This window comes from Bradyrhizobium erythrophlei, from assembly GCF_900129425.1.
Lineage (GTDB): Bacteria > Pseudomonadota > Alphaproteobacteria > Rhizobiales > Xanthobacteraceae > Bradyrhizobium > Bradyrhizobium erythrophlei_C.
Genome location: NZ_LT670817.1, coordinates 6,250,712 through 6,267,933 on the forward strand (window position 1 = coordinate 6,250,712; position 17,222 = coordinate 6,267,933).

A 17,222-nucleotide genomic window follows, 5' to 3' on the forward strand; every position below is an offset into this window, starting at 1 on the left:
CGGAAAATGAAGACACGTGCCGCTGTCGCGTTCCAGGCAAAGAAGCCGCTTGAAATCGTCGAGGTCGATCTGGAGGGTCCCAAAGCCGGCGAAGTCCTTGTCGAGATCATGGCGACCGGAATTTGCCACACCGATGCCTATACACTTGACGGATTCGACAGCGAGGGAATTTTCCCCTCGATCCTCGGCCACGAGGGGGCCGGCATCGTGCGGGAGGTGGGAGCCGGCGTCACTTCGGTCAAGCCGGGCGATCATGTGATCCCGCTTTACACACCCGAATGCCGCCAGTGCAAAAGCTGTCTCAGCCAAAAGACCAACCTGTGCACCGCCATCCGCGCGACGCAGGGCAAGGGCCTGATGCCCGACGGCACGTCGCGCTTCAGCTACAAGGGCCAGCCGGTGTTCCACTACATGGGCTGCTCGACGTTTTCGAATTTCACCGTGCTGCCGGAGATCGCCGTCGCCAAGATCCGTGAGGACGCGCCGTTCGACAAGAGCTGCTATATCGGCTGCGGCGTCACCACGGGTGTCGGCGCGGTGGTGAATACCGCCAAGGTCACCCCGGGGTCCAATGTGGTGGTATTCGGACTCGGCGGCATCGGGCTCAACGTGATCCAGGGCGCGCGGATGGTCGGCGCCGACAAGATCGTCGGGGTCGATCTCAATGATTCCAAGGAGGAATGGGGCCGCCGCTTCGGCATGACCCATTTCGTCAATCCGAAAAAGATCGACGGCGATATCGTCCAGCACCTCGTCACGCTGACCGACGGCGGCGCCGACTACACCTTCGACTGCACCGGCAATACCACCGTGATGCGCCAGGCGCTGGAAGCCTGTCATCGTGGCTGGGGCGTCTCGGTCGTGATCGGGGTGGCGGAATCCGGCAAGGAGATCGCCACCCGGCCATTTCAGCTCGTGACCGGCCGGGTCTGGAAGGGCACCGCATTCGGCGGCGCCCGCGGCCGGACCGATGTCCCGAAGATCGTCGACTGGTACATGACCGGGAAGATCCAGATCGATCCGATGATTACCCATGTCCTCAAGCTGGACGAGATCAACAAGGGGTTCGACTTGATGCATGAAGGCAAGTCAATCCGTTCGGTCGTCGTGTTCTAAATCTGCGTTCTGAATCAAAAATGTCAAACACAAGGGAGGATTGGCTATGACTGTTCACATCCATCCGTCGGTTGACAGCGGAGTCAAGAAGGGTTCAGGCAGCTTTGCCGGCGGAACCCTGGTCTGCAAATGCAAGGACAAGCAGGTCAAGGTCGGCATCAAGGGCGACGTCGCCCACAACCACGCCTGCGGCTGCACCAAGTGCTGGAAGCCGGACGGGGCGATCTTTTCGGTGGTCGCCGTGGTGCCGCGGGACAACGTGACCGTTCTCGAGAACGGCGACAAGCTGCAAGTGATCGATGCCTCGGCGACGATCCAGCGGCATGCCTGCAAGGGTTGCGGCACGCATATGTACGGCCGGATCGAGAACAAGGCGCATCCGTTCTACGGACTGGACTTCATCCATCCCGAACTGTTCCAGGAAACCGGCTCCGCCGCTCCGGGATTTGCCGCGTTTGTGTCATCGGTGATCGAGTCCGGCGTCGACCCCGCAGAGATGGACGGCATCCGCTCGCGGCTCAAGGAACTCGGACTGGAACCATATGATTGCTTGTCGCCAGCCCTGATGGATGCGATCGCCACCCATGTGGCGAAAGCAAAAGCCAAGGCGGCCTGATCCGGCTGCTTCGGCTCGGTGGCTGATAAGCTACTCACCGAGCCGAATTTTATTGCCGTCGCAATCCCGCCGCTGCGCGGCGCCGGAGCCGTAAAGTTATGACGATCGAAACGGTTTCTCTCAATCGATCCCATGGCGGCATGCAAGGTGTTTACAAGCACGTCAGCCGCGAGACCGGGACGAGCATGACCTTTTCGGTCTATGTCCCTCCGCATCCGGACGACGCAAAGCTGCCGGTGGTCTGGTATCTGTCGGGCCTGACCTGCACCCACGCCAACGTCACGGAAAAGGGCGAGTTTCGCAAAGCCTGCGCGGAATTGGGACTGATCTTTGTCGCGCCGGACACCAGCCCGCGCGGCGAAGGCGTGCCCGGCGATCCCGCCGGTGCCTACGATTTCGGGCTTGGCGCGGGCTTTTATGTCGATGCGACACAGGAGCCGTTCGCACGCAATTACCGGATGTGGAGTTATGTGACGGAAGAACTGCCGGAATTGATCGCCGGACATTTTCCGGTCGATGCCAACAGGCAATCGATCCTCGGTCACTCCATGGGTGGACACGGCGCCCTTACGGTGGCGCTGCGGCATCCTGGCCGCTATCGCGCCGCCAGCGCTTTCTCGCCGGTTGTCGCGCCGTCGCAGGTACCGTGGGGGATCAAGGCCCTCAGCGGATATCTCGGCGAGGCGCGCGATGCCTGGCGCAGGCACGATGCGGTCGCACTGATCGAGGATGGCGCGCGGTTTTCCGATTTCCTTGTCGATGTCGGCGATGCCGATCCATTCCTGACCGACCAGCTTCGTCCTGAACTGCTGGAACGTGCCTGCTCGCAGGCGGGCATTCCCCTCCTGCTTCGGCGCCAGCCCGGCTACGACCACAGCTATTACTTCATATCGACCTTCATGGAAGATCACATGCGCTGGCACGCCGCGCGATTGAGGCGATGATCGGCGATCCCGCGGATCTGGTTATTTCGACTGCGCGCCGTTGTCTGGGGGATCGTCGGCCGGAAGCCGGTTCCTGACCAGGAAGCGTACCCCGTGCTCATAGGCCTCGGCGGTGTCGCCGCGAATCTGGCCGCCGAGATGCGCGACATCGGCGCCGCTGGAAGCGTCGAGTATCCAGATGTCCATCGACGAGATCAGCGACGACACCTTGTGAACCACCGGCACGATCGCGAACGCGGCGCCGGCCTGGCGTGCGACGGGAAGGAAACAATTTCCGCAGCGGTAACGCGGCGACGTCGCCGCGACCTCGGCGCCGAACGGCGCGAGATCGACGGGCGAATAGCGGCCGGTCTTTTCGAGCGCTTCCGACAATACCCGCGTTGCCATCGCAAGCCGTTCGGTGAGGTCGGGTTGCGGCGCCTCGCCGCTGGTATCGAAAATTTCAAACGGAAAGATCGCGGCGGCCGGAGCGGCCGCAGCGATGCCTGTCCAACCCACGGCGATGAAAGCAGCAGCCGAAATTCGTGCCAGAGTTCTGGAGCGCACCATCATTCCTCCCGGGTAAGCCTGCAGTTTGCGACAAGTGTCGCAGATTGCTAGTAACAACCTGTTCAGGCGCTGACCAATCGTATCGCTCGCATTCTGGAATTCACCATGCATCGACCGTGATCGCGAAGTGGAATTTGCGCCGCAACATTTTCGGAGGAGCAGGACATGGCCAGAGCGGCGGCTTTGATAGCGTTGATTTTAGCATTCGTTCCCATAAACGCGTCGGCGAAAGACACCCGGTTCTGGAACCTGACGGCCGACACGATCACTTCGCTGCAGCTTTCGCCAGCCGGCAAAAACGAATGGGGCCCGAACCAGGCCGACAATGATCGGGATCACACGGTCGATCACGATGAGCGCCTGAAGATTACCGATACTGCCCCCGGCATTTACGACGTCAAATTTGCCGACAAGGGCGGACGGACCTGCATTGTCCGGGGCATCGAGGTCAAGACGGGCGCGATTTTCTCGATCGAGGAAAAGAGTCTGAAGGACTGCACCAAATAGAAGAGCGCTCAAAAGTTCACGCCGAACAAGAGGCGCGCCTGCCGGCGTTCGAAATTGACGAGGTCAAGCGTACCAATTGATGCCGTCGCCCGACCCGCGACCTGGGCGCTCCATGCAGCCGTAATCCAGGCTTTTTCGGAGAGTTTGACGTATATTGTCGGCCCCACGAAAAAGCCCTGTCCGGCGAGCACATCCAGCCCAAGGCCGTCATATTGGCGCAGATAGCGGGCTTCGCCGCCGACAAGAATTCCTGGACGTATCTGCACCATCAGCCCGGTTGCAAAACCCGCCGTGGATTCCTGCGACCAGGTATAGGACACTTTCGAACGCGTGGTTTGGGGCTGATAAAGCAGGTTGAACGCCGCAACGACGCGGTCGGGAACGAGCTCCCAGTCGGCCGCCGCGACGAAGTCGACGCCATATTGGCTGGCGGGTTCGCCGGTCATGTCGTTGGCGCGGCCCCAAAACGGCTCGGCGCCGATGGCAAAACCAAAGGGCGCGGTGGCACGGTCAACCAGGCGGTACCGGATGTCGGCCGAGAGACCTCCAAACGTGGCATAGCGCTGATCGGCCAATCCGCTGACGCCGGCTATGTCATAGGCGACGACCGCACCGGTAAATTCGGTCCGAAGATTTGGTATCGGCACGAATTCGGCTGATAACGTGCTGGCGCCCGCATCGTAGGTTCCGGTTCGCTTCGCAAATCGGCCGGTCACGGTTCCCTCGAGCTCTCTTTCTCCGACTTCGCCCACATCGCTTCCGATGGTGAAGCCGAACAGATGCTCGGTCTCGATTGTTTCGCCGCGGGCGCCGATCGGAGTCATGGCAAGCGCGAGCAGCAGGCCGGATTTCGCCGCCCGTTGCGCCGCCGAAACGAAACGTTTCGATGCCCTCAACCCTGCCATGACCGCATCCTAGCCGCACTTCAGCCGGCTTGCGTAGCACTTTGCGGCACCGCAATTTGAAAATCCGCAAAAGCGTCGCCTGTTTGCCATCAATGATCAGGGGGAATCCGGCTTGTAGTCGTGAATGATTCTCGCAAGAATGATGGCGTGGGAAACCTGTCCTCGAACCCGCGATCTCGGTGCCTCGCAGCAAAGTCCGGTCGCTCGGAAACGTCGGGAATGTTGAGAATTGTCGTGACGCTCTGCCTCGTCATTGGGGCGACGCCAGCGTTGGCCGGCGAGGCCTTGCGCATCGGCTTGCAAACGACCGGCACGTTCGCCTGGCAATTGGATGTGATCCGCCGTCACGGCCTTGCCGCCAGCGCCGGCCTCGATTTGAAGATCAGCGAATACGCTTCGCCGGACGCCGGCAAGCTTGCTCTCAACAGCGGTTCGGTCGACCTTGCCGTCGTCGATTGGCTCTGGGTCGCCCACGCGCGCGCCCTCGGCGCCAGATTGCTGTTCTATCCCTATTCCAGGGCGGTCGGCTCCGTCATGGTGAAGGGCGATTCACCGCTGCGGACCATCGGCGATCTCAAGGGCCGGGTTCTCGGCGTTGCGGGCGGCCCGCTCGACAAGAGCTGGCTGATCGTCCAGGCGGCCGCGATGCGCCAGGGCGTCGATCTCAAGCGCGACACGACCCTCGAATATGGCGCCCCGCCATTGATCTTTCAAAAATTGCAGCAGGGCGAGGCCGAAGCCAGCCTCAATTTCTGGAACTTTTGCGCCAGGCTGGAGGCCGAGGGCTATCGCCGGATCCTCGACGTGCGCGATGCGCAAGCCGCCCTCGGGCTCCACGAGCCGGTCGCCCTCGTCGGTTACGCGTTCTCCGAGGAGTTTGCAGCAAGTCACAAGAGCACGATCGACCGCTTCATCGCGGTCGCGCAAAAGGCCGATGACATCATGCTGCGATCCGACGAGGAATGGGACGCGCTGCGGCCGCTGATGAAGGCTGAGGATGAATGGACGTTCAAAGCCTATCGCGATCGGACCAGAGAGGGGATTCCGCGGCGGCCAATCGCTGAGGAAGAAACCGACGCCCGCAGGCTGTTCCGAGCGCTCGCCAGCGTCGGCGGACCCGCGCTGGTAGGTCCATCGCAAGAGCTCGATCAAGGTCTTTACTATCAACCCGCCGCGCCCGGAGATTGAGCGTTGCCGAGAATTTTTTCGCTGGCCGCCCTGATCGCGATTTGGGCTCTTGCAGCCGCACTGGTTCACTCGCGGTTGCTGCCGGGCCCGCTGGCGGTCGGCGCGACGATTGTTGCCGACATCCGTTCCGGCGAACTGCCGTTCCAGATGGGCTGCACGCTGGGGCGCGTGATCAGCTCGTTCGCGATCGCGATGCTCCTCGGCGCATTCGCCGGTTATGCGATGGGACGCTCGCGAGCCGCCGATCGATACGCCGACCCATGGCTGATCGTGCTGATCAACATGCCGGCGCTGGTGACGATCATTTTCGCCTACATCTGGATCGGTCTCAACGAAACCGCCGCGATCCTGGCTGTGGCCGTCAACAAGCTGCCAAACGTGATCGTCGTGATGCGCGAGGGCGCCCGCGCGCTCGATCCCGAACTCGACGAAATGGCGAAGGCCTTCCAGTTCACCTGGTTCAGGAGGATCCGCCACGTCGTGATACCGCAACTCGCCCCTTATCTGGCGGCCAGTTCGCGTTCCGGCCTGTCGATCGTCTGGAAGATCGTACTGGTGGTCGAGTTGATCGGACGCCCGAACGGGGTGGGATTCGTGCTCGGTTCGGCATTCTCGCTGTTCGACATGACCCGGATACTGAGCTATGCGATCTCCTTCATCGTGCTTATGCTTGTGATCGAAAGCCTGGTGGTACAACCGCTTGAACGACGCGCAATCCGCTGGCGACGCCGCCCCGCTTGAACTTCGCATCGATGCGAAGACGTTTCTGTCGGCCGACGGCACGCCGGTCGAGGTCGTCAGGGGCCTGGAACTCCGGCTTGAGGCGGGATCGTTCGGTGCGCTGATCGGCCCTTCTGGTTGCGGCAAGACGACGATCCTGAGGATTGCCGCCGGTCTCGATCCGGATTTCCGCGGTCGGCTCCGTACACCGGGATCGGGCCGTCTCGGGATCGTATTTCAGGAGCCCCGTCTGCTGCCCTGGCGCACGGTCGAGGACAATATCCGGCTTGCGCTGCCTGCCCGCGATGCCGCCGCCGATTTGACGGAACTGGTCGAGCTCCTCGGCCTCGGCGCCCATATGGCACGGTACCCCGGCGAATTATCGCTGGGTCTCGCACGTCGCACGGCCATCGCCCGCGCCTTTGCGGTGCAACCGGATTTTCTGCTGCTCGACGAGCCCTTTGTGTCGCTCGATGAGGCGGTCGCCGACCGGCTGCGCAACGAACTCGTGGCGCTGACGACGCGGACAAAGGTGACCACGCTGTTCGTGACCCATGACCTGGCCGAAGCGATCCAGCTGGCGGACCATTTGTTTTTTCTGTCCGACCGGCCCGCGCGCATTATTCTCGAGAAGTCGCTGCCGCCGCCGCGGGGAAAGCGCAGCGCTGACGTCATCGCGTCAATTGGCGATGAAATGCGGCCGCTGGTGTCGCGGGCGATGGCCAATGGCGGCAGAGGATAATCTCTCACACCAGGCGGCTCTCGATCGCGAAGCGCACGAGTTCGGAGGATGAGCGCAGGCCAAGCTTCTGGCGCATGATGGAAGAGGTATTTGCAATCGTCTTGTAGGATGAATGGACCAGCCACGCGATCTCGGACAGACTTTTGCCGGCGCCCAGCAAACGCAGAATCTCGATCTCGCGCTGCGTCAGTTTCGCAAGTCGGTTTTCGGCAAATCCCGGACCGGAAAATGCGATGCTCTGCGCGATTCCGGACGGCAGGAATACCCCGCCCTCGCCCACCCTGCGAATGGCTTCGACCAGATCGCCGGGGTCGCCGGATTTGGAAACATAACCCTTGGCACCTGCCTCGATGGCGCGTGCGGCAAATATCGGATCGTCGTTCATGCTGAACATGATGATGCGGGCCGCGGCGTCGTGCGCCAGGATTCGCCTGGCCAGCTCAAAGCCCGAAACCCCCGGCAAATTGATATCGAGCACGCAGATATCCGGCCGTTCGGCGACGAAAACCCCCTCGCCGCTCTCGGCGTCCGATGCTTCCAGAATCGCGATGTCCTGGTGGCCGGCCAGCAGTGCGCGACAACCCGAGGCAACAATCGGATGATCGTCAACGATCAGGATTCGCATCGGCATCGATCGCAAGGCCTCATAGCCAGCATCAGCAAATCAGTTTGCAGCGCAATACGGACGGCGCGGGCAACCCGCGACGATGAACAGCATGTACATCTCTCGCCTCCTCCGCCCCGGCACTTCGCACCATGCCTTTTTAGAAGAAGTACGCTACCGTTCAATTAGATAGAGGCTGTTTTTCGCTGTCAACGTTTGGCGACTTGCAGCGCGATGCAGCGGCCAGGAGTGGGGCATGGCAATGTGGCAGAAGCTATCCTTGCGTGCGCGGCTGAATATGCTGCTGGCACTCGTCATGGTGCTTGGGCTGGCGGTAAACATCGCACGGCTGCTGCTGGAGGCCGGGCCACGTGTAGCGGCTGAAGACCAAAGTGTCGTCAGGCTTGCGCGCGGTTTTGTCGAGACTTTGGTGTCGGACATCAATGAGACCCCCAATCCCGAAGCCCGGCTGGACCAGATTGTCGAGGGCCTGAAGCAATTGCGCCATGTCAGCATTACGCGCGAGCAGACCGCAAGCACGACACCTGCCGCGCCGGCGCCGCCCGGCACCTCAGGCGAGCCGAGGCAGGTTCCCGAATGGTTTGTAACCCTTATTCACCCGGAGCAGACAACGGTCGGGGTGCCAATCGCCGTCAACGGGCGATCATTGGGGTCGCTCGTTATTACGTCGCACCCGACCGACGAAATAGCCGAAATCTGGGACGGCATCGTCACCCAGCTCGAAATCGGATCGGCGATTGCCGCGGCGCTTCTTCTGATCACCATGGTTGTCGTAAACCGTGCGCTGCAGCCAATCACCTCGCTCGCCGACGCCATGACCGCCATCGAGGCGGGCCGCTATGACACGCGCGTCAGGCCCGGCGGGTCGCCCGAACTCGCCGCGATCTGCGGCAAATTGAACCATCTTGCATCCGTCCTCGGGACAACCGTCGAGGACAAGCGGCATCTCGCCGAACGCATGGTCTCGCTGCAGGATGTCGAACGCAAGGAGATCGCCCGCGACCTGCATGACGAGTTCGGGCCCTATCTGTTTGCGTTGCGCGCGCACGCCTCCGCATTGACGCAACTGGCCGACGCGGCCGAACCCGATCTCGAGGTTTTGCGGAAGCATATCGGCGCGATGTCCGATCAGGTCAATGCGCTGCAGCAATTCAATCGACGGGTCCTCGAGCGGTTGCGGCCGGTTGGGCTTGCGGAACTTGGACTGGCCGACGCGCTCGCGGCGCTGATGCGTCTGTGGCGTGAAACCCATCCCGGCGTCGAGATCAAAACCTCGATCTCGCCGTTACTGGGCGCGCGCGGCGAAACGGCGGAACTGACGATCTATCGCATCATTCAGGAAGCCCTGACCAACGTCTTCCGCCACGCCCGCGCGACCCGCGTCGATATCAGCGTTGAGCCGGCGGCAGCCCGGCCCGGAACCGTCGAGCCGGAGGCGATCATGGTCAGCGTACGCGACAATGGCGCTGGCCTGCCGGCCGATCACAGGCAGGGTTTCGGCATGATCGGCATGCGTGAGCGGGTGCTGGCCCTGGGTGGCACCATGACCGTGGCATCGACCAACCATGGCGTCTCCGTGGAAGCCCTGGTTCCCCGCGGCACGGAGCAAACCGCTGCGGCAACGCCTGCCATCCTGGCCGCCGGGAATTTTTCCCGATAGCCCGACCTAAATTTCCCGATGTCGATCATCGGCCGATCTCCTAGCATCGCTGCGGGCGGACGCGAGAGCTGCCGCGGGATGGAACAAGGGGAATGGGCGCTCGATTCCTGTCGATCGTGTCGATATCGATATGCCTGTTTTCAGGCGATGATAGCGCTCGCGCCCAGGATTCGTCCTCCGCTGTACAGGCCTTGCCGCCGATCGTGGTGACCGGAACGAAACCGGGCGTTAAACGCGGTCGCACCGAAAACGCGACGCGCGTCGTTCGAAGGCCACCGACCCTCGTGGTGTACCCGACCACGCCGCTGGCCGGCTCCAGCATCGATCCGGACAAGGTGCCGGCCAGCCTCAATGTGGTCGACGCCAGTCAGATCAAGCAAACCGAGTCGCTCAACATCGCCGTAGCCCTGACGAGATATGTGCCCAGCATTAATCTCAATGAAGTTAACGGCAATCCATTCACGCCCGATGTGCAATTTCGCGGCTTCGTTGCATCGCCGGTGTCGGGCACGCCGCAAGGGCTTGCGGTCTATCAGAACGGCGTACGCATCAATGAGGCATTCGGCGACACGGTCAACTGGGATCTGATTCCGACTACCGCGATAAAGTCTGTCGACGTCGTGACCAACAATCCCGCGTTCGGCCTCAATGCGCTTGGCGGGGCCGTCGTTGTGCAGATGAAGGATGGTTTCAACTATCACGGTGCCGAAATCGATACGTTGGGCGGCTCGTTCGGGCGCATCCAGAGTTCGCTGCAGTGGGGCAAGCAGGTCGATAACTTTGCCGTCTACGGCGCGCTGGAAGGGGTGCACGAGGACGGATTTCGGAATTTTTCGCAGTCCGACATCCGCCGGTTCTATAGCGATGTCGGGTTCAAGAGCGACAGCAGCGAATTTCACGTCAATATGGGCGTGGCCGATAATGATTTCGGGGCGCCCGCGACGGTGCCGATTGAATTGCTCCAGCAATATTGGGGCGCCACCTACACCACACCGCAAACCTCGACCAACCGTGTTGGCTATGTCAATTTCACAGGGAAGGTCGAGGTTACGCCGACCTGGACCGTCGAAGGCATCGCGCATGCGCGGATTTTCGATCAGCAGGTCCAGGATGGCAATCCGACCGGAGCCCAGCCCTGCACAGCCGATGCGACGCTGCTGTGTTATGGCGACGGCACCTCACCCGCCAATGGCCTGAATGGCGCCCAGCTTTCCAATCCGTTCCCTGCGGACGCTGTCCTGGGGGAGAACGATCGAACCACGACGCATACGACCACGACGGGCTTCTCCTTGCAGGCGACCAACACCGATCAGTTGTTCGGGCACAACAATCAGTTCGTGGTCGGAACCAGTTTCGATTACAGCGTGACCAATTTCTCGGCCAGCGCGGAACTGGGCACCCTCGGTTCAAACTATGTCGTCAACGGCAGCGGCATATTTCTTGGTGAATCCGGCAGTCCGATTTCGATCGGCCCGGTGTCGCTGCGCGCCACCAATCAGTACACCGGGCTGTATACGCTCGACACCTTTAACGTCACCAACGCGTTCGCGATCACCGGCGGCGGCCGCTTCAATGTCGCCAATATCAATCTGCAGGATCAACTCGGCACGTCGCTGAACGGCAGCGATACCTATACCCGCTTCAATCCGATCATCGGCGGCACCTACAAGATCACGCCGGAATTGACCGCCTATGCCGGCTATTCCGAAGCCAATCGCGCGCCGACCCCGCTGGAACTCGGTTGCGCCGATCCCGCGCAGCCCTGCATCATTGCCTCATTCCTGGTATCCGATCCACCGTTGAAACAGGTGGTGTCGCGCACCGTGGAAGCCGGCCTGCGCGGCACCAAAGAGCTGAACATAGGTACGCTGGGATGGAAGCTCGGCGTGTTCCGCGCTGACAACACCGACGACATTCTCGCCATTCCCAGTGAGGTGCAGGGCTTCGGCTATTTCCAGAACGTCGGCTCGACCCGCCGCCAGGGCATTGAGGCCGCAGTCAATCTCAAGTCAGCGACCACAAATCTGTACGCCAGCTATAGCCTGGTGGACGCGCGATTCCTTAACGCCCTCACGCTCGGCTCCCCCAACAGCCCCTTCGCCGACGCCAACGGCAACATCCAGGTGCTGCCTGGCGACCAGATCCCGGGGGTCCCGCGCAATCGGATCAAGGCCGGCTTCGATTATTTTGTCACCGACGCGTCCAAGGTCGGCGGAGATATGCTCTACGTCAGCAGTCAATACTTTGTCGGTGACCAATCCAACCAGTTCCCGAAGCTGCCGGGCTACGCCGTTTTCAACCTGCATGCTTCCTATCAGATCAACAAGAATGTGCAGATCTACGCGCGCGCAGACAATATCTTCAACAATCTCTACTCGACCTACGGGACGTTCTTCGAAACCGACGCCCTACCCAATTTCGCCAATGGCGGCGCGCCGTTCACTGATCCGCGTTCGCTTAGCCCCGCGCGGCCGCGCGCCTTCTACACCGGCATGAAGGTCACGTTCTGACGCTGTACGGAAAGCTCGCTTCAACCCGCCGGCGTGTTGCGCCGAGCCAGGAAACCGCGCGCCGGATCGTAAGCCAAAATAGCGCCGAACAGGAACACGATGGTGCAGCCGACAACCACGCCCAGCGAAATCCAATTCACCTGCTCATAAAGCGCAAAACGAATGAGCTCGGTCGCATGGGTGAACGGATTGATCTGGCAGATATAATACAGCAGCGGACTGGATTCCTTGACGCGCCATAGCGGATATAGCGCTGACGATGCAAAGAACATCGGAAAAATGACAAAGTTCATGACGCCGGCGAAATTCTCCAGCTGCTTGATCAGCGATGAAATCAGCATTCCCAATGCCCCAAGCATGAACCCGCTGAGCAGCAACGCCGGCAGCAGCGCCAGATAGCCAAGCGGCGGCGCTTCGATATCCCAGAACCAGGCGATCAGCAGGAAAGCGTAGGCCTGCAGCACGGATACCAGCGTGCCCGCCAGAAGCTTCGATGTGAGCAGCCACCAGCGCGGGAACGGGCTGACCAGCAGCGTGCGCATTCCGCCGGTCTCGCGGTCATAGACCATCGTGAGCGAGGACTGCATGCCGTTGAAAAGCTGTATCATCGCGATCAGTCCGGGGGCGATATAGACCTCGTAGAGGACATAGGTCTCGTAGGGCGGGATGATCGAGACGCCGAGCACCTGGCGAAATCCGGCGGCGAAAATGAACAGCCAGACCAGCGGACGCACCAGCGCGGAGACGAAGCGTTCGCGCTGGTGGATGAAACGCAGCGCTTCCCGCCAGACGATGCCCTTGAGGCAGATAAAATACTGCGCCAACGAGAAGCTGTGTCTGTCGCCTGCTTCGCCGATAGCCACCGTCATCTGGCTACTTCCAATTCTTCCCGATCGGCGGTCCCGGTCAGCCGGTTGAAGGCGTCGCGCAGATCGGCGCCGTCGGAACTGCCGACGACGTCGCCGAGCGCGCCATGGGCCAGGACGCTGCCTTTGTGCAAGACCACCACGTCATCGCCGGCGCCGGCTTCGTCGATCAGGTGCGTCGCCCAGAGCACGCCGATGCCCTCCACCACCGAGAGCCGGCGAACGTGCTCGAGGATGTCGGCGCGCGCCTTGATGTCGAGGCCGACCGTCGGCTCGTCCAGCAGAAGCAGGCGGGGCCGGTGCAGCAGCGCGCGGGCTATCTCGATGCGGCGCATCTGCCCGATCGAGAGATTGCCGACGCGATCCCCGCTGCGATCGGCCATCGCCACGCGGTCCAGGACCTGCGCGATCAGCTCATTGGCGCGCTTGCTGGCGATGCCGTGCAGCGCCGCGTGGTACATCAGGTTCTGCCGCACCGAAATGTCGAGATCGAGCGCGCGGGATTGAAAGACCACGCCGAGCATGCTCAAGGCCGCCCCCGGTTCGCTCGCAACATCGTGCCCGAAAATGCGGATCTGACCCGATCGTATCGCATAGAGCCGCGTGATCAGCGAGAACAGCGTCGACTTGCCGGCGCCATTCAATCCCAGCAGCACGGTGAAAGACGACTGCCTGACGGTCAGGCTGACATCGTTCAACGCGATCCGCGCGCCGTAGCGATGACTGACGCGACTGACCTCAAGTGCCGGTGTCTGGGCGTGCCCGACCGGCTTCAAGAGCATTTCCGACGGCCCGGAATCCATCTGCGAGAGCGACAAACAGACCTTTCAGAACCTCGCGCGTCGTGCCGTCGAGCGCCGGATAAATGCGTCATGCCGGTCCATTTCGACGCGCAGACCTTCAGGTTCGATGTCGGCGATTTAACCTACTGGGTCGGCGGCGGCAAGCTTCGCCGGCCCAAGCTTGACCCGGATTGCCGATCCTGACAAAATTATTGAGCTGGCCGACGCGGGAAGTTTGTGTTGCAGCGCATTGAACGTTTGGATTCCAATAAGTGCAACAACGGATGGGCCAGTGACAAATCTTCAGGTGTATGTTTTCGCCGCCTTCGTGCTTGCGGGTTCGGCGGGCGCCGCGGGCGCCCAGGATGCTGCGCTCGGCGAGAAGGTATTTCTCAAGTGCAAGGCCTGTCATCAGATCGGCGAAGGCGCCAAGGACGCGGTCGGCCCGGTGCTCAACGGCGTCGTCGGCCGCAAGGCCGGCACTTATCCCGACTATAATTACAGCGACGCCAACAAGAATTCCGGCATCACCTGGGACGAGGCGACCCTGAAGGAATACCTGAAAAATCCGCGCGCCAAGGTTCCCGGCACCAAGATGATTTTCCCCGGATTGCCGAAGGAGGAGGACATCGACAATGTCATCGCCTATCTCAAGCAATTCGGCCCCGACGGTAAAAAATCCTGAGCGGGTATCGCTTGGAGCCGGATCGAACGCAGGCCAGGCTTTGCCTTTGTCGAGCAGGGATAACGGCGTGAAGGGCGTTGACGATGGCTTGCTTGCGCACTTTGTTCCGATCAGGCGCCCTTTTGGCGATCTCTCTCGTCGCCGCGGCTCCCCGGGTCATGGCTGAAGATCTCAACGACTACCCGACATCGGCGCGCGCAGACTATGTTTTCGGCTGCATGAAGGCCAACGGCGAAACCCAGGAACTGCTGCAGAAGTGTTCCTGCTCGATCGACGTGATCGCGTCGATTATCCCTTACGACCGTTACGTGGCCGCCGAGACCATTCTCTCGATGTCCCAGGTCACGGGACCGGTCGGTTCTGAATTTCGGTCGACCGAGCCAGCCAGGTTGGCATTGCAGGAATTCCGCCGGGCCCAGGCGGAAGCCGAAGTTCGCTGTTTCTGACCGGATTTTGTCGCGGTTGGCATTTTCTCGCGCGGTGACCGTGTCAGGCCGCAAGCGGAAACTCAGAAGTCCGTCAAACGCGGATGGCCGGGGCGAAGCCCGGCCATGACGAAAAGCAGAATTATTTTAAGCACTTCCGCTACAGCATCGGTTTTTCGACCGGCCATTCGTCCTTGAACAGATTTTTGCTGGTATCGATTCCCTCGGCGCGAAATCTGGCGGCGCCGTTAGGCTTGTAGTTGAAGCGGATGTTCGGATCTTCCGAGATTGCGATCCCGCCATCCATCGCCATCACAAGATCGTCGCCCTGCCAGATCTTGAGGTTCTCGATAAAGAACGGCGGCACGTAAAGCCGGGTCAGTTGATCCATCTGCAGGCCCGAATTCTGCGGATGTCGCAGCATGAGCTGGGCTTCGGGCAGCGCCTCGGCCTCCTGCCGGAACGTCCGGAATTTCATCTGCCCGAGCATCGATTTGGTGGCGTCGCTATTCGATGAAGCCGGCGCCGAACAGCCCCCGGACGCCTTCACGTAAGCCTTGACGCCGTAGAGCTTGCCATCGCTGAGTTCGGCGACGGCGCGCACATAGGAGTAGCTGTTGACCCGCACGCGCGTTGAAATAGAGGTCACGCCGGAATGCGGTCCGATCGTAAACGTTCCGGCGACCGGTGCGGGATTTTCGTCGATGACCAGCGTCAGCGATTGCAGCGTGCGCTTGTCGTCACCGGTGAAGTTGACGCGCATGCCGATCGGCACGATGGCGGAATCCTCGGCGCGCCGCGGCGCATCCAACACCACCAGGCCGGAGCCATCGAGAATTGGACGGCCCTTGAAGATATCGTCCTTGATACTGTTCCAGGTTTCTTCCGAAGGCTGATCCTGGGCCGCAGTCGTGGACTGAGCCCGCGCCGGCGGCGGTCCCGCAAAACAGAGCGCGACCATCAGCGCCGGCACGATCACTCTGGAAAAAATCGACATGGTCGAATTCCATTTCCATAATGAAGCAGCGCCATGTCTACAGGAAAACGCTGCAAGCGACAAGCCGCGCTGCGTCGCAGCGAAGCCAGACGATAGGACCATCACTCCCATTCAAGTTCACCGAATGCGGCGATGACGTTGCGTGAGCTGTATTCGTCGAACAATTGCCATTGCGACTTTTCGCTTCGCCCGGCCTTTCTGGCCGCCTCGGTAAGCGGAGTTCCTTTGGCAATGAGGCCGCGCACTTCCGTGACGAGGCCGTCGAGGTAGCGACGTTCGTTGTCAACAGCGCCGCGCCAATCGCCGACGATGGGGCCATGCCCGGGAACGACGCGCGTGGCGGGAATGCGCAATAGCGCCTGCAGGTCGCCTAGAAAGCCGCGAACGCTGCCATCGATGACCGGTATATGCCCGACGAACAGCAGATCGCCGGCGAACAGGGTGGAACTTGTATTGTCGAAGACCGTCAGATCATTGTCGGTATGCGCCGCTTGCCAGGCTTTCAGCGTGAGCGTTCGCCCGCCGAGATCGAGTTGCATTTCATCGTCGACGAGCAGCGTGGGCGGCACGATCTTCACTTCATCGATCAGTGCATCGCCGAGCACTTCGCGGAATGCCTTCAGGTAAAATTCGCCCCGCGCCGTCATCGCACGCGGCAAATTATGGTGCCCGACAAAAATAGTTCCATTCCGCACGAAGGCCGCGTTGCCAAAAATGTGATCGGGATGAACGTGGGTATTGACGACATAGCGAACCGGCTTTGGAGTCACGGCGCGGATCGCGGCCAGCAGGCGGGCTCCTTCGCGCACGCTGCCGCCGCTATCGATCACCGCGACCGCATCGTCGCCGACAACAAAGCCGACATTGGCGGTGTCGCCCTGATTGGTCTTGTTCATCATCGCGATATCGCCGACGTGAGCGTAGACCCCGGGCGCGACCTCGGAGACTGGCAACGGCGTCAGCGCTGGTTGTTGCGGCTGCGCATGGCTGACGCGCGAAGGCAGCGCCAAAACAAAAATCGTCCCAAGAACAATTCCCACGAAACACAATGCCCACCGTGCATGACCATCAGGATGGGCACGCCGCCCACGCCCGCGAGACAAACGGTTTCGGTCAGTCGCCAGTTTCTCGCCTTTCATCGTTCTCCACCGGACGGATGGAGGCTTGGTAACATGTTATTCCAACCCGAAATGTGCGCGGCCGGTTCAGAGGTTCCAACGCACATTGCGGTGCAAGAGAGCGCAAATCATAACTTGCTTATGCTTGAAGAGTTACATAAACTTTTTCTGCTTCTGGCTTCATGAGTAACGGTGAATAGTTGCGGGCACTGTTCGCTGCACTCTAGATTCACAGACTGTGAAACGATTCACAGCCATGACACGGTG

The 17,222-nt window shown here is 61.0% G+C and carries 18 protein-coding genes; 11 read left to right on the plus strand and 7 right to left on the minus strand.

Annotation, left to right across the window (positions count from 1 at the left end; all coding sequences use genetic code 11):
* The first annotated feature begins 6 nt into the window (after nt 1–6).
* The 3 genes from B5527_RS29980 (at nt 7) to fghA (ending at nt 2,676) form a co-directional block, all read left to right on the plus strand.
* On the plus strand, nt 7–1,116 hold the full coding sequence (locus B5527_RS29980) for an S-(hydroxymethyl)glutathione dehydrogenase/class III alcohol dehydrogenase (protein WP_079607616.1): 1,110 nt from the start codon (nt 7–9) through the stop codon (nt 1,114–1,116).
* A gap of 46 nt (nt 1,117–1,162) precedes the next feature.
* A complete protein-coding gene (gene gfa / locus B5527_RS29985; RefSeq protein WP_079604729.1) occupies nt 1,163–1,732 on the plus strand; it encodes an S-(hydroxymethyl)glutathione synthase in 570 nt (189 codons plus the stop codon).
* A 98-nt stretch (nt 1,733–1,830) separates the two neighbouring features.
* On the plus strand, nt 1,831–2,676 hold the full coding sequence (fghA, locus tag B5527_RS29990; RefSeq protein WP_079604730.1) for an S-formylglutathione hydrolase: 846 nt from the start codon (nt 1,831–1,833) through the stop codon (nt 2,674–2,676).
* Between the two features lie 21 nt (nt 2,677–2,697).
* On the opposite strand, the gene B5527_RS29995 is transcribed toward fghA, so the two are convergent.
* Nucleotides 2,698–3,222 (minus strand): DUF3280 domain-containing protein, encoded by a 525-nt coding sequence (locus B5527_RS29995; protein WP_172842705.1) that lies wholly within the window; start codon nt 3,220–3,222, stop codon nt 2,698–2,700.
* Between the two features lie 168 nt (nt 3,223–3,390).
* Here B5527_RS29995 and B5527_RS30000 point away from each other — a divergent pair, with 168 nt between their 5' ends.
* The gene (locus B5527_RS30000) at nt 3,391–3,732 is read left to right on the plus strand and encodes a hypothetical protein (RefSeq protein ID WP_079604732.1); all 342 of its coding nucleotides are present in this window, start codon (nt 3,391–3,393) and stop codon (nt 3,730–3,732) included.
* 8 nt (nt 3,733–3,740) lie between these two features.
* Here the strand turns inward: B5527_RS30000 and B5527_RS30005 are convergent, their stop codons facing one another.
* Entirely contained in the window at nt 3,741–4,637 is an 897-nt protein-coding gene (locus tag B5527_RS30005) for a hypothetical protein (RefSeq protein ID WP_079604733.1), read from the minus strand.
* Nucleotides 4,638–4,856: 219 nt separating this feature from the next.
* Here B5527_RS30005 and B5527_RS30010 point away from each other — a divergent pair, with 219 nt between their 5' ends.
* From B5527_RS30010 to B5527_RS30020, 3 genes are read left to right on the plus strand one after another with little or no spacing between them, the layout of a single operon-like run.
* Nucleotides 4,857–5,825, plus strand: a complete 969-nt coding sequence (locus B5527_RS30010; RefSeq protein ID WP_079604734.1) for an ABC transporter substrate-binding protein — start codon at nt 4,857–4,859, stop codon at nt 5,823–5,825.
* 3 nt (nt 5,826–5,828) lie between these two features.
* Complete coding sequence (locus B5527_RS30015; protein WP_079604735.1) at nt 5,829–6,566, plus strand: ABC transporter permease; 738 nt, start codon at nt 5,829–5,831, stop codon at nt 6,564–6,566.
* Entirely contained in the window at nt 6,526–7,287 is a 762-nt protein-coding gene (locus B5527_RS30020) for an ABC transporter ATP-binding protein (RefSeq protein ID WP_079604736.1), read from the plus strand. The genes B5527_RS30015 and B5527_RS30020 overlap by 41 nt, the downstream gene beginning before the upstream one ends.
* A 4-nt stretch (nt 7,288–7,291) precedes the next feature.
* Here the strand turns inward: B5527_RS30020 and B5527_RS30025 are convergent, their stop codons facing one another.
* Complete coding sequence (locus tag B5527_RS30025) at nt 7,292–7,912, minus strand: response regulator transcription factor (protein WP_079607617.1); 621 nt, start codon at nt 7,910–7,912, stop codon at nt 7,292–7,294.
* Between the two features lie 241 nt (nt 7,913–8,153).
* Here B5527_RS30025 and B5527_RS30030 point away from each other — a divergent pair, with 241 nt between their 5' ends.
* Complete coding sequence (locus B5527_RS30030; RefSeq protein ID WP_079604737.1) at nt 8,154–9,572, plus strand: histidine kinase; 1,419 nt, start codon at nt 8,154–8,156, stop codon at nt 9,570–9,572.
* A 92-nt stretch (nt 9,573–9,664) separates the two neighbouring features.
* Nucleotides 9,665–12,082, plus strand: a complete 2,418-nt coding sequence (locus tag B5527_RS30035; protein WP_079604738.1) for a TonB-dependent receptor — start codon at nt 9,665–9,667, stop codon at nt 12,080–12,082.
* A 20-nt stretch (nt 12,083–12,102) separates the two neighbouring features.
* Here the strand turns inward: B5527_RS30035 and B5527_RS30040 are convergent, their stop codons facing one another.
* A complete protein-coding gene (locus B5527_RS30040) occupies nt 12,103–12,951 on the minus strand; it encodes an ABC transporter permease (protein ID WP_079604739.1) in 849 nt (282 codons plus the stop codon).
* Nucleotides 12,948–13,730, minus strand: a complete 783-nt coding sequence (locus tag B5527_RS30045; RefSeq protein WP_425305112.1) for an ATP-binding cassette domain-containing protein — start codon at nt 13,728–13,730, stop codon at nt 12,948–12,950. The genes B5527_RS30040 and B5527_RS30045 overlap by 4 nt, the downstream gene beginning before the upstream one ends.
* A 292-nt stretch (nt 13,731–14,022) precedes the next feature.
* Between B5527_RS30045 and B5527_RS30050 the strand changes: the two genes are divergently transcribed.
* Nucleotides 14,023–14,415 carry a c-type cytochrome gene (locus B5527_RS30050; protein WP_154072613.1) on the plus strand — a complete coding sequence of 131 codons (393 nt, stop codon included), beginning with the start codon at nt 14,023–14,025 and terminating at the stop codon, nt 14,413–14,415.
* A gap of 158 nt (nt 14,416–14,573) precedes the next feature.
* Nucleotides 14,574–14,861 carry a hypothetical protein gene (locus B5527_RS30055; protein ID WP_245332318.1) on the plus strand — a complete coding sequence of 96 codons (288 nt, stop codon included), beginning with the start codon at nt 14,574–14,576 and terminating at the stop codon, nt 14,859–14,861.
* A 139-nt stretch (nt 14,862–15,000) separates the two neighbouring features.
* Here B5527_RS30055 and B5527_RS30060 read toward each other — a convergent pair whose 3' ends face one another.
* Both B5527_RS30060 and B5527_RS30065 read right to left on the minus strand, forming a co-directional pair.
* The gene (locus B5527_RS30060) at nt 15,001–15,837 is read right to left on the minus strand and encodes a quinoprotein dehydrogenase-associated SoxYZ-like carrier (RefSeq protein ID WP_079604742.1); all 837 of its coding nucleotides are present in this window, start codon (nt 15,835–15,837) and stop codon (nt 15,001–15,003) included.
* Between the two features lie 101 nt (nt 15,838–15,938).
* The gene (locus B5527_RS30065) at nt 15,939–16,871 is read right to left on the minus strand and encodes a quinoprotein relay system zinc metallohydrolase 2 (protein WP_425305113.1); all 933 of its coding nucleotides are present in this window, start codon (nt 16,869–16,871) and stop codon (nt 15,939–15,941) included.
* Nucleotides 16,872–17,222: the final 351 nt, after the last annotated feature.

Bases quoted from the DNA above. Each gene is read 5' to 3' on its own strand.
- gfa (WP_079604729.1), top strand. From the start codon at position 1,163: ATGACTGTTCACATCCATCCGTCGGTTGACAGCGGAGTCAAGAAGGGT.
- B5527_RS30030 (WP_079604737.1), top strand. From the start codon at position 8,154: ATGTGGCAGAAGCTATCCTTGCGTGCGCGGCTGAATATGCTGCTGGCA.
- B5527_RS30025 (WP_079607617.1), bottom strand. From the start codon at position 7,912: ATGCGAATCCTGATCGTTGACGATCATCCGATTGTTGCCTCGGGTTGT.
- B5527_RS30055 (WP_245332318.1), top strand. From the start codon at position 14,574: ATGGCTGAAGATCTCAACGACTACCCGACATCGGCGCGCGCAGACTAT.
- fghA (WP_079604730.1), top strand. From the start codon at position 1,831: ATGACGATCGAAACGGTTTCTCTCAATCGATCCCATGGCGGCATGCAA.
- B5527_RS30040 (WP_079604739.1), bottom strand. From the start codon at position 12,951: ATGACGGTGGCTATCGGCGAAGCAGGCGACAGACACAGCTTCTCGTTG.
- B5527_RS29980 (WP_079607616.1), top strand. From the start codon at position 7: ATGAAGACACGTGCCGCTGTCGCGTTCCAGGCAAAGAAGCCGCTTGAA.
- B5527_RS30060 (WP_079604742.1), bottom strand. From the start codon at position 15,837: ATGTCGATTTTTTCCAGAGTGATCGTGCCGGCGCTGATGGTCGCGCTC.
- B5527_RS30035 (WP_079604738.1), top strand. From the start codon at position 9,665: ATGGGCGCTCGATTCCTGTCGATCGTGTCGATATCGATATGCCTGTTT.
- B5527_RS30005 (WP_079604733.1), bottom strand. From the start codon at position 4,637: ATGGCAGGGTTGAGGGCATCGAAACGTTTCGTTTCGGCGGCGCAACGG.
- B5527_RS30045 (WP_425305112.1), bottom strand. From the start codon at position 13,730: ATGCTCTTGAAGCCGGTCGGGCACGCCCAGACACCGGCACTTGAGGTC.
- B5527_RS30000 (WP_079604732.1), top strand. From the start codon at position 3,391: ATGGCCAGAGCGGCGGCTTTGATAGCGTTGATTTTAGCATTCGTTCCC.
- B5527_RS30010 (WP_079604734.1), top strand. From the start codon at position 4,857: ATGTTGAGAATTGTCGTGACGCTCTGCCTCGTCATTGGGGCGACGCCA.